At 44.6% G+C, this 12,497-nt stretch carries 9 protein-coding genes; 6 read left to right on the forward strand and 3 right to left on the reverse strand.

Annotated features, from left to right (window positions below):
• Together BG260_RS01805 and BG260_RS01810 are read right to left on the reverse strand one after the other, a co-directional pair.
• Window positions 1–1,362 (reverse strand): Ig domain-containing protein (locus tag BG260_RS01805; RefSeq protein ID WP_141691496.1); only part of this gene is annotated, 1,362 nt, incomplete at its 3' end.
• Window positions 1,363–1,366: 4 nt separating this feature from the next.
• Window positions 1,367–2,341 (reverse strand): NAD-dependent epimerase/dehydratase family protein, encoded by a 975-nt coding sequence (locus tag BG260_RS01810; protein WP_069130242.1) that lies wholly within the window; start codon window positions 2,339–2,341, stop codon window positions 1,367–1,369.
• An 86-nt stretch (window positions 2,342–2,427) separates the two neighbouring features.
• On the opposite strand from BG260_RS01810, the gene BG260_RS01815 reads away from it, so the two are divergent.
• From BG260_RS01815 to BG260_RS01840, 6 genes are all read left to right on the forward strand, one after another.
• Complete coding sequence (locus tag BG260_RS01815) at window positions 2,428–3,561, forward strand: glycosyltransferase family 4 protein (RefSeq protein WP_069130243.1); 1,134 nt, start codon at window positions 2,428–2,430, stop codon at window positions 3,559–3,561.
• A gap of 9 nt (window positions 3,562–3,570) precedes the next feature.
• A complete protein-coding gene (locus BG260_RS01820; RefSeq protein ID WP_245683874.1) occupies window positions 3,571–4,680 on the forward strand; it encodes a glycosyltransferase family 4 protein in 1,110 nt (369 codons plus the stop codon).
• 85 nt (window positions 4,681–4,765) lie between these two features.
• A complete protein-coding gene (locus BG260_RS01825) occupies window positions 4,766–6,016 on the forward strand; it encodes an aminotransferase class I/II-fold pyridoxal phosphate-dependent enzyme (protein WP_083750036.1) in 1,251 nt (416 codons plus the stop codon).
• Between the two features lie 11 nt (window positions 6,017–6,027).
• Complete coding sequence (locus tag BG260_RS01830; RefSeq protein ID WP_083750037.1) at window positions 6,028–7,161, forward strand: GNAT family N-acetyltransferase; 1,134 nt, start codon at window positions 6,028–6,030, stop codon at window positions 7,159–7,161.
• Window positions 7,162–7,306: 145 nt separating this feature from the next.
• A complete protein-coding gene (locus tag BG260_RS01835; protein ID WP_069130244.1) occupies window positions 7,307–8,680 on the forward strand; it encodes a class II fumarate hydratase in 1,374 nt (457 codons plus the stop codon).
• Window positions 8,681–8,980: 300 nt separating this feature from the next.
• Window positions 8,981–11,386 (forward strand): alpha-ketoacid dehydrogenase subunit alpha/beta, encoded by a 2,406-nt coding sequence (locus tag BG260_RS01840; RefSeq protein WP_069130245.1) that lies wholly within the window; start codon window positions 8,981–8,983, stop codon window positions 11,384–11,386.
• 91 nt (window positions 11,387–11,477) lie between these two features.
• Here the strand turns inward: BG260_RS01840 and cyoE are convergent, their stop codons facing one another.
• Window positions 11,478–12,383 (reverse strand): heme o synthase, encoded by a 906-nt coding sequence (gene cyoE, locus BG260_RS01845; RefSeq protein ID WP_069130246.1) that lies wholly within the window; start codon window positions 12,381–12,383, stop codon window positions 11,478–11,480.
• Window positions 12,384–12,497: the final 114 nt, after the last annotated feature.

Genomic DNA, 12,497 nt, shown 5'->3' on the forward strand with positions numbered 1-12,497 from the left:
ATATCGTATCAAATCCTGGTTCATTCCATCGGGATCGATGGCGTCTACCTTATATTCAAATGGCTCACCAATTGGTATGGAGATCGGCCGTGCTGAAGAGAATCGTGGAGGAGCATTAAAGGGTCGGAGATCAATCATAAACTCCTGGCTGTCGCTCTGTCCTGCCGAATTTGTAGCTGTAATGGTTACCCGGTGTCTGCCGGTTTGTGTGGCTGACGGTTGCCAGTAGAAGGTGTTTCCGCGAATACGAGCATTGTTGAATGATGCCGAATAACTAAACGAAACATCACCGAGTCCATTACCTCCATCAAGCTTGATAGGAAGGATTAACGGTCGCGGAAATGGCAAAATTATATCATCAATAGCCTGAAGAGACAGTCTGCGTGCGGTTGTCCGGGTTTCGGAATCATCGGCAGTTGAGATTACTACCGGAGACAGTTGATTAAATTCAGCTACCCACAATTGATCTTCCGTTACTGTAAAATAGTTCCCCGCACGGCTTTCCGACTTCCATTCTGTTAATTCATCCCCCAACTCTCCAATCCATAGATTTCCTTCCTGAGTTCGCACTACCAGCTGATTGTTCCAGATTCTTAGTTTGTCAATTTCACCATTTACGGTGGCTGTACGTCGGGTTCTTCCATCGGAATTTACCAGATAGATATTACCACCCCGATCTGAACCGATAAGCTCACTGTCAGTCAGGAAGATTTTATCAAACCGCTGATCGGTGTTTACTTGCTCTTCGTGTTGCAGAACAGGTTCGTCTGAATCTTCAGAAGAGAGAGAAAAAATATCAATTCGGTCGTTGTTGCTCAGCACGTAAAGTGTCTGATTTTTATCTGTGGCCAGGCTTTGGACCCGGGTTCCTTCAAAAAGGTGTTCAAAAGGGTAATCTACTTCAGAGTCTACGGATTCCGGAGTATTTAGGCTGAGTCTGCCAAGGCCATCGTTGCCGAGTGCCAGATAGAGATCATTTGCAATTCTTTTAACCGCCAATGGTTGTGCCGGCAGAACGGTAGATGAATAAACTCCCAGAACAGATGTCGGTTCTACAACCGTCAGTCGACGATTATCGCCGAAGATATAGGCAAAGCGGATGTCACTGTCAATTTTGTGTCCGCGCTGCTGCATACCTGTCGAGGAATAGAGCCACTGCAAAGAGTTGTTGTAGGCGCGAAAAACTACCAGTCCCTCACTTTCTGAAAGTACATAGAGATGAGTTTCGGAACTGTTTACATTGATAATTTCCGGAATGTCCAGTCGATGTCTGAAATCGTGGGCATATTGGGCAAGAATTGTGTTTGCCGAATCGGCGATAAAGAGCAGTGAAAACAGTAGCGGTAAAATTTTTGAAGTCATTCTGCTATAGCCATCCATTTTGTTTATACCATCTCAATGTTCTGGAAATCCCTTCTTCGAGAGTGTATTCCGGTTTGTAATGAAGCTCCTTTCTTGCTTTATGGTCAGAGCAAGTCCACTCAAGAATCATTTCCTTCGCTTTTTCCCGGTTTATAACGGGATACAACCCGAAAAATGATGCAGATGTTTCAATAGCACCGGAAATCTTCTTTACCCAATTGGGATTTAATTTAATCGGAATATTTTTCTTTCCAAGAACTGTTGTCACGATATTTCGAATGATGTTCCAGTTTGCTATTCGGTCTCCATCAATAAAGTAGGAGTGAACGCCCGGCTCTTTTTGCTTCGCTGCTTTCAGAATAGCCTGGATCACATCCTTTACATACACGATGGAGAGTTCGGGATGATATCCATCGCCAACGATGGGGGCAACTCCGTATTTCATCATTTTAAAGAGCGTAAAAATTTGATCTTCCCTCGGCCCGTATACGGCAGGAGGCCGCAAAATAGTAATCGACATATCTGCCGGTGCCACTTCGCGAATCATCTCTTCCATTTTCTTTTTGGACTCCCCATACATGCTCACCGGTTCCATCGGGTCATCTTCTGTTTTAGGTGAACCATTACTGGGGCCTGCCGCAGCGAGAGAGGAGAGGATGACCATTTTTTTAATTCCCTTCTTGATGGCAAGGCGAAGCAGATTTTCAGTTGCTTCTACATTCGCATAGTCAAACTCTGCTTGTGTAGGAGCTTTAACAATTGCAGCTATATGAAAAATAACGTCTACATCATCCAGAGCAAGATCAATCTTTTTGATGGAGTGTAAATCGCCTTTTATCTTTTCATAGCTTTTATTTTCGAGCCACTTTTCCCGGCTTCGTACCAGACACTTTACTTTTCGGTAATCGGGATGATCGAGCAGGGAGTCTACAAGATGGCTGCCAATAAAACCGGTTCCTCCGGTAACAAATGCGTTCATATAATTCTTATATTCTGTGCTTTACATGAGATAACTCAAACTGGGCTGAGATGAAGATACAAAGTTGCCCACTGCATTAAAACTTTATGAGCAGGTTCAAGGTCGTTCTATTTACCGGAAATTATAATCATATACGAGATGGTGTATCGCTTACGCTGAACAGACTAGTCCGGTTTTTACTGGATCATGATGTGGATGTAAGGGTTTTTGGACCTACGATTGATGAACCGGCACTGGACCATGAAGGTACGTTTATTGCCGTGCCTTCGCTCAGTCTTCCCGGGCGCCCGGAGTACAGGATGTCAACATCACTCTCGTCAGAAGCAAAACGTCATCTAAGAGATTTTAAACCGGACCTGGTTCACATAGCCACACCCGATGTACTCGGCTATAAAGCATTGCGCTGGGCAATGGATCACAAGATTCCGGTTGTTTCATCTTATCACACACATTTTCCCAGTTATTTGAAGTACTATAAGCTCTCAGTGCTTGAGCCGCTGCTCTGGAAGTATCTGAATTGGTTTTACAGCCATTGTGAGCAGCTCTATGTGCCCACACAATCTATGGCAGAGTGGCTGCAGGAGCAGGGTGTTCAGACAGACTTAAAGATCTGGGCACGTGGAATTGAAACCGATCGTTTTGGCCCCTCCAAAAGAGATGAAGCCTGGAGGGAATCGCACGGCATTAACCCGGGTGAAGTTGTCATTACATTTATTTCGCGGCTCGTTTGGGAGAAAAATCTGGAACTGTATGCGGATGTTGTCAAGATGATTCAACAAAAACATGATCACGTAAAGGCACTGGTTGTGGGCGAGGGGCCGGCCGGTGAGGGACTGAAACAGATGCTGCCCGATGCAGTTTACACAGGATTTTTAACGGGTGAAGATTTGTCGAAGGCGTATGCCAGCAGTGATGTCTTTTTCTTTCCATCAGATACGGAGACGTTTGGAAATGTAACCCTTGAAGCGATGGCCAGCGGCTTGCCTTGTGTGGTAGCTGATGCCGTGGGAAGTAAATCGTTGGTAGATCACGAAGAGAATGGATATCTTGCGCCGGTCGATAAAACTGATCTTTTTTACTCTTATATTGAAAAGTTGGTTCTCAATCCCGATTTGAGAAAAAAGATGGCTGATGCTTCCCTTCAAAAAGCAAAGAAGTACAGTTGGCAAAACATAAATGGAAATCTGCTCAGCTATTATGAGCAAGTGTTAGGATTATAAGCAGTTAGCGTGCGAATACTTTATATATCACATTTACACCCGCCCAAAGATGAGCCGCTGGAGAATGTTGGCGGTATGCAAAATGTCAGTGTTCAGATGGTCCATGCAATGAAGCGGAGGGATGATGTTGAGATGGAGACGATTATTCTGAACACCTCCTGGAAATTGATTGGCATAAAAACATTCTTTTTTTTAGTAAGCTTATTGTGGCGAATTCCCGCCACAGCTAAAAAATTTAACCCGGATGTAATTCTCTTCTCCTCGATGGTTACAGCCGGAGTTCTGCCATTTATGATAAGGCAGCCAAAGGCTCCATGTGTAACCATTAATCACGGGCAGGATGTTACCCTTCCGTTTTTTATTTATCAATGGTACATAAAATATGTATTTCGGAAACTTCAGGGTGTTATTTCAGTATCATCTGCTACCCGTCAGGCTTGCATTGATCGAGGAATGGATCCTGAGATCGGTGTTGCGCTGCCAAATGGTTTTGATATGAGCGTGTTGAAAAAGCTTCCTGAGAAAGAAGAGGCCAGGAAAATTCTTGAGGAAGAATTTAATGTTGACCTCTCTGATAAAAAATTATTGCTCACTGTTGGACGACAGGTGAAACGGAAAGGCCACCAATGGTTTATAGATGAGGTATTCCACAAGATTGATAAGAATACAATCTATTTGATAATTGGTGATGGACCTGAAAATCAAAATATTCAAAAAGCCAGAGAACGATCATCAGAAAAAGAACGAATAATTATTGCGGGGAAACAGCCGGAATCAATTTTGAATGCTGCCTACGCAGGATCGGACTTGTTTATAATGCCCAACATACCTGTTGAAGGAGATATGGAAGGATTTGGGATTGTATTGCTGGAGGCCAATCGAGCAGGTGTTCCGGCCATCACCGCAGATCTCGAGGGCATGAAGGATGTGATAGAACCGGGTGTAAACGGCTACAGAGTTCCTCACAGTGATGCAGAATCTTTTTCAAAAAAAGTGAATGATGTTTTGAAAAATAACCTTCAGGAGTTATCAATTTCTGCAGAGAAATATGTAAGAGAAAATTTTAACTGGGATACCGTTGTAAACAGGTATATCAGCTTCCTTAAGAGTGTACACTAAAAAGGTAACACTCGGGTTACTATAATTTGATAGAAGCGTAATACTCGGTATATTTACCCGATTAATGAAAATGTAATTTGTTAGCATGGCCGATTCGAAAGCCGATTCAGTTCAAAGGAAAATATTTAAGAAAGCATACGACTTTACCAAAGCCGATGAAATCAAGGAGCAGGGGCTCTATCCGTACTTTAAACCCTTGCAGGCAACCGATGGTACAACTGTTCAGATTGAAGGACGCGAAGTAATCATGGCGGGTTCCAACAACTATTTGGGACTGACCAACGATCCGAGAGTAATCAAAGCAGCACAAGATGTAATTGGAACGTACGGTACAGGCTGTACCGGTTCCCGATATTTAAACGGAACGCTCGATCTGCATCTTGAACTTGAAGAGAAGCTCGCAAAGTTTATGAACAAGGAAGCCTGTGTACTTTTTAGTACCGGCTATCAAACCAATGAAGGTTCCATTCAGACCATCGCCGGCCGGAATGATATCATTTTTTCTGACCGCGATAACCACGCATGTATTGTAGTAGGTACACAGGTATCAAACGCTAAGACCGTGCGGTATCGCCACAACGACATGGAGCATTTACGAACCATGCTTGAGAAGGCAGATCCCGATGCGGGTAAAATTATTATCAGTGACGGAGTTTTCTCCATGTCCGGCACACTGGCTAAAGTGCCCGAATTGGTCGCACTGGCCAAAGAGTTTGGTGCTGCACTCTACCTTGATGACGCCCACGCTGTAGGAGTTGTGGGGGATGGGGGACGCGGAACCGCCTCAGTTTTTGGGTTGTCTGATGATGTTGATCTAATTAGCGGAACGTTTTCTAAATCATTTGCATCACTCGGTGGGTTTATCGTTGGAGACCGTGCCGTGATAGAGTTTATACGCCATCAGTCACCCGCGCATATTTTTAGTGCGAGCATGCCGCCGGCCAACGTGGCTACGGTTCTAAAATCGCTCGAAATTTTACAGGAAGAGACGTGGAGACTTGAGCGATTGGAAGAGATTTCAAACTATATGCGAAGAGAGCTTCGTAATCTTGGGTTCAACGTTTGGTCCAGCCAGACGCCCATTATTCCGGTTGTGATCGGGGAGATGTACGACTGTTTCCGTTTCTGGAAAGATCTGTTCGAAGAGGGTGTTTATGTGAATGCTGTGGTGCCGCCGGCTGTTCCGCGCGGTCAGGCCCTTGTTCGTACAAGCTACATGGCAACCCATACGGATGAACATCTCGATAAAATTTTGAGTGCATTCAGAACGGTTGGCATAAAACACGGAATAATTGATAAAAACGGCCGCTCACTTATCGACGCTGACGTAGAATAATTGATCGAATAGTGGAAAGTACTCCTAAGAGCAACACGGTTACCTACATCACTTCCGATTCAGAAAAGAAGGAGTTTATCAACTTTCCCTATTCCCATTACGAGGATGAAAAATATTGGGTGCCGCCACTCTTGATTGAGCAGAAAAAACTGCTTAACACTTCAAAAAACCCGTTCTACAACAATGCTGAAATTGCCCTGTTTAACGCAGAGCACAATGGGAAACCGGCAGGCAGGATTGCTGCCATCATCGATCACCGGTATAACGATTTTCATCAGACAAAAACCGGGTTTTTTGGTTTTTTCGAGTGTATTGATCGCCAATCTACGGCAGACCTTCTTTTTCGTGTAGCTGAAGATTGGTTACGGGAAAAAGGGATGAAAGATGTTCTGGGGCCTTCTAACCCAAGCATGATGGACGAATTGGGAATTTTGGTTGAAGGATTTGATAAATATCCGACCATCCTGATGCCGTATCATAAACCCTACTATGATAAGTTGCTGAGCGGTGCAGGCTATGAAAAAGCGATGGACTTGCTGGCATACCTGGTTACGCAGGACAGTGTTGATCGCGACCGGGCCAACCGAGCCATGGAGATTGTAAAAAAACGTCTGCCGGGAATTTCAATTCGGAAGATCAGGCTGAAAAAAATCAAGGAGGAGGTTAAAATCATCCGGGAAATTTTCAATTCAGCCTGGAAAAATAATTGGGGTTTTATTCCACTTTCTGAAGATGAATTTGATGCACTTGCCAAAGATTTAAAAACCATTGTTGATCCGGATTTTGCTCACATTGCAGAAATTGACGGAAAGCCGGTGGGTTTTTCAGTAGCTCTGCCCAACTACAACCAGATTCTGAAAGATATGAACGGTAAGCTGTTGCCGTTTGGCTGGTTGAAGATTTTATTGAACAAAAAAAAGATCAATAAAATACGTACCGCATTGATGGGAGTGATTCCGGAATATCAAGGGCGTGGAATTGATGTATTACTCCATCGGGAAGCGATTGAAAATGGTCTCGAAAAAGATGTCTACTCTTCTGAAGTGGGATGGATCCTGGAAACTAACGTGCAGATGGTACGCGTAGCCGAAAAAATTGGCGGCACACTCGATAAGCGATATCGAATGTATCGCAAAGATTTATAGTACATCCTCTTCTCCAATATTTAATTGTTGCGGATCGTAATCGCTGCCAAATCACCACTCAAAGTGGAAGCGCTTCCCTTCAAATTTTGAGCAAAATACCCTACCTTAAGAGCAGATTATTCTAACTAATTAAAGATTTAAAATTATGAGTGAATTCCGCATTGAAAGAGACTCTATGGGCGAAGTGAAAGTACCCAAAAACGCATATTATGGAGCACAAACACAGCGTGCTTTTGATAACTTTCCAATCAGTAAAATCCGGTTTAACAGAGATTTTATTTCGGCACTTGGCCGGGTGAAGCATTCTGCCGCAAAGGTGAATGCCGATCTCGGTTTACTGGATGAGAAAGTTGCAACTGCTATTCAGGCTGCAGCACAAGAGGTGATCGAAGGTAAATTTGATTCTGATTTTGTGCTCGATATTTTTCAGACCGGTTCAGGTACCTCCACAAATATGAACTCGAATGAGATCATTTCTAAACGAGCAAATGAACTGAAAGAGGATACGGATGTAACCATCCACCCAAACGACCATGTGAACTACGGACAGAGTTCAAATGATGTGATTCCTACCACCATCCGGATTTCTGCTGTACTTGCCGTTCGTCATAATTTATTGCCTGCGCTAAAGCATCTTCATCAAACCATTCTGGAGAAAGGGGAGGAGCTGAAAGATGTGGTGAAAACCGGAAGAACTCATCTGATGGATGCTATGCCTGTAACCATTCAACAGGAATTTAGTGGTTATGCTCGCCAGATTGAACTTGGAATCAAGCGTGTTGAATCAGCTCTTGAGCGAATGCTTGAGCTTCCGCAGGGTGGAACAGCCGTGGGAACGGGGATCAACACTCATGAAGAGTTTGGTGCTAAGTTTGCCGCTGAGGTCGCGAATGCTACAGGAGAAAAATTTCGGGAAGCAGAGAACCATTTTGAAGCGCAGGCCACTGTGGATGCCCCTGTTGAGCTTAGCGGTCAATTGAAAACAATTGCAGTTGGATTAATGAAAATCGGAAACGATTTCAGGTGGATGAACTCCGGACCTAACGGAGGATTGGGTGAGGTTCAGCTTAAAGCCCTTCAGCCGGGATCGTCCATCATGCCGGGTAAAGTAAATCCGGTGATTGAGGAGTCGCTAACGATGGTTTGCGCCCAGGTAATCGGAAATGATGCAACAATCACAGTGGCGGGGCAATCCGGGAATTTTGAACTGAACGTGATGCTGCCTGTGGTTGCTCATAACTTGCTTCAGTCGATCGAAATTTTGGCAAACGCTGCCCGTAATTTTGCAGACAGATCCGTGAGCGGACTTGAAGCAAGACGAGAAGTAATCAGTCAGATGGTAGGTAAGAATCCAATTCTGGTTACGGCATTAAATCCTCTGATTGGGTACGATAAGGCAGCGAAAATAGCGAAGAAAGCTTTTGCTGAAAACCGATCTGTAATGGATGTTGCTAAAGAGATGACAGACCTTTCGGTTGAAGAGCTTGAAAAAGCACTCGACCCTATTAACATGACTTAAAAAGTGTTAATGATAACTTGATAATTGGCCGGTAAAGTGATTTTGCCGGTCAGTTTTAAGTTAATTTGTAACTCCCTCTCATACGTTTGGAAGGGGAGATAAAGAGCCTGATACAATAAACCATCAAGGAAAGTAAATCGGTCGAATTTTGATCGATCACCGATTCATTTTTGTTCAAAAAGTAGCTGATTCTGATGTAGATAGATTCAGTTTCACTCTTTTTTGAAAATTAAACACAGGGCCGTATTATTCCGCCGCCCGAATTTTGCGCAAGAAACGTTAAGTAAACTTTTGAGACTTATGAGCAAGCAAGCAACGAAAGAAAAGAAGAATAAAAAGACCGATAATATTCTAAATGACTACAAACTTGTTTGCATGAGTCGTGAAATGTCGCTTCTGGGCCGAAAAGAGGTGCTGACGGGCAAAGCAAAATTTGGAATTTTTGGTGACGGAAAAGAGCTTCCGCAGCTTGCACTTTCCAAACATTTTAAAAATGGGGATTTTCGATCGGGATACTATCGCGATCAAACCATTATGATGGCAATTGGTGAACTGACGGTTGAACAGTTTTTTGCACAGCTCTATGCCAATCCGGATACAGAGAAAGATCCGAATTCGGGAGGACGACAGATGAACGCTCACTTTGCCACACGCCTGATAGATGATGAGGGAAACTGGATCGATCAAACTGCCCAAAAAAATACATCTGCAGATATGTCGCCAACCGCGGGACAAATGGCGCGGCTATTGGGATTGGCACAGGCATCCAAAGTGTATCGAGAGAATGATCTACTGAACGACTGGAAGCAGTTTTCAGATAACGGGAATGAGATTGCCTGGGGCACCATCGGGGATGCCAGTACATCGGAGGGAATTTTCTGGGAAACGATCAACGCGGCCGGAGTACTTCAGGTGCCAATGGTCATTTCGGTTTGGGATGATGGCTATGGTATTTCTGTCTCCAAAAAGTATCAGACTACAAAGGAGAGCATCTCTTCAGTTTTACGCGGTTTCAAGCGTACGAAGAAACAGCCGGGCTTTGAAATCATTAACGTGAAGGCGTGGGACTATCAGGCACTTCTTGATGCGTACGCTGAAGCATCAAAAATTGCTCGAGAAGAGCATGTCCCCGTTCTGGTTCATGTAGAGGAGGTGACACAGCCGCAAGGGCACTCAACGTCCGGTTCACACGAGCGTTACAAAGACGAAGACCGGCTGAATTGGGAGGAGGAGTACTGCTGTATCAATCAATTCAGAAAGTGGATTGAGAAGGAGAAACTGGCAAAGTCTGATGAGCTGGATAAAATTGAGGAGGAAGCGAAAAAAGAAGTTCGCGAGGCTCAGAAGAAAGCTTGGAAAGAGTATCAGGATCCGATCAAACAGCAGAGAGATGAAATGTTGGCGCTCATCGACCGTTTGATCTCCAATCACAGTGATGTGACGAAACTGGAGGAGATCAAAAAAGGGTTAAGCAGGAAAAATAATGTGATCCGAAAGGATGTGATTTCAGTCGGGCGACAGGTACTATTTGCTCTTAGAGGCAAAGAGTCCGGAGCAAAAAGCGATCTGATCAAATGGCTCGATCACCAGCAGGAGGAAAATCAGCAACGTTTCAATTCAAATCTGCTAAGCGAAACCCCTAACTCTCCGCTTACTGTTGATGAGGTAGAGCCGTCCTACTCTGATGATGCAAAGAATGTAGACGGCCGTGTTGTTCTGCGCAACAATTTCGACAAGATTTTTGAGAAATATCCGAATGCACTCGTTTTTGGTGAGGATGTTGGTCAGCTCGGGGATGTAAACCTCGGCCTGGAAGGCATGCAGGAGAAGTACGGAGAGTTGCGTGTGAGTGACACCGGTATTCGGGAAGCAACCATTTTGGGGCAAGGAATCGGCATGTCGCTGCGAGGTTTGCGACCGATTGCTGAAATTCAATATCTGGATTACCTGCTCTACTGCTTTCAGGGTTTGAGTGATGATGTTGCCACTGTTCGATACAGAACGAGCGGCGGCCAGGCCTATCCGCTGATTGTGCGTACACGCGGACATCGATTGGAAGGGATCTGGCACTCCGGCTCGCCGATGGGAATGATTATCAACGGAGTGCGCGGGGTTCATGTATGCGTGCCCCGAAATCTGACGCATGCTGCAGGATTTTATAACACGCTTTTCCAGGGTGACGACCCGGCGCTCATTGTAGAGCCGCTCAATGCCTATAGGCTGAAAGAGAAATTGCCTGATAATCTTGGGGAATTTACACTTCCACTTGGAATCCCTGAGGTGGTACAGGAAGGGGAGGATATTACGGTAGTGTCTTACGGATCTACTTTTAACCTCGCAGAGTCGGTGCTTCCGCAGTTTGAGGAAGCCGGTATTTCAGTTGAACTAATTGATGCCAGAACTCTCCTTCCATTCGATCGAAACGGAATGATTTTGGAATCCCTGAAAAAGACCAATCGAATTCTTTTTGTGGATGAGGACGTTCCTGGAGGAGCAACCGGTTATATGATGCAGCAGGTGATAGACGAACAGGGGGGCTATCGCTACCTCGACTCAGAAGTGAAGTGCCTGACTGCACAACCTCACCGTCCGGCCTACGCTACTGATGGGGATTACTTTTCAAAACCGAATGCTGAAGATATCTTTGAGACAGTTTATGAAATCATGCATGAGGCGAATCCGGGAAAATATCCGGCTATTCGGTAAACAAGAACTGCAAAATTTTAAAAGTTCTTAGCTTTAAAATTGACGAAAGGTTCGGCAGAGATGTCGAGCCTTTTTTTGTATGATCAGTGAATTAAACAATCATCCAGTCCAGGAAAACGAAAATCCATACGAGAGGCAGGTAGATGAATGAGGCAAACATCAGTGACTTTGCAGTGGGGATATCCCTTTTAACAGCGAATTTGAGCCCATACCAAAGGAAACCAACTGTAGTGATCATGGCTCCGGTTAAAAATAGCCATCCCATCAACTCCATGACATAAAGTTTAAATACGGTTGGGATCAAAATGATTAACGGAAGCAGTACCCAAAGTACGGCTTTGTATCCTTTGGGGTCATTTTTAGGCAGCATTTTAAATCCGGCGTGATCATAATCTTTTTCACAAACCCATGCAATGGCAATCACGTGAGGTATTTGCCAGCAGTAGATAATTCCGAACAGAATCCACATGCCGTGCTCAAAAATTGTGCCGGTAGATGCAGCCCATCCTCCCACAACCGGCAGGGCACCGGGTACTGCTCCCACAAATACATTGAGGGCAGAAATCCGCTTCAGCGGAGTGTACATGAAAAGGTAAATAACGGCCGTGGCCAAAGATACAGCTCCGGCAACAGGATTGACTACAAAGCTCAGGTAGAGGAGACCGGCAAATATAAGAGACAGGGAGAATATCACACCGTGCTTGGGAGGAATTCGCGAATCGGGCAGCGGTCGTTTGCTGGTTCGCTTCATCAGTCCGTCGTATCGATGTTCAAGGAACATATTATGTGCTGCGGTGCCGGCAGCTACAAAGTAGGTTCCAATCAAAGCGTGAACCATTAGAACATAGTCCATACTTCCGGACGATCCCATCAGAAAACCGATAAGCATACTGGCCAGTACGGTAAAAGTAATTCCCGGCTTGGTCAACTCATAGTAATCGCTGATCGTACCCTGGAGAGACTGCAGTAAACCGGCTTGAACGTTTGTGTTATTCATCACTGTGATTAGAATTATAGCAGGCCAAAATTAACGAATTTGAAGATGATATGTTACCTTAATATCCGCTTCAAATAAAAGGTATACTATAGGAACGTTTGTAGACTATAACTG

Source organism: Rhodohalobacter halophilus (assembly GCF_001715195.1).
Lineage (GTDB): Bacteria > Bacteroidota > Rhodothermia > Balneolales > Balneolaceae > Rhodohalobacter > Rhodohalobacter halophilus.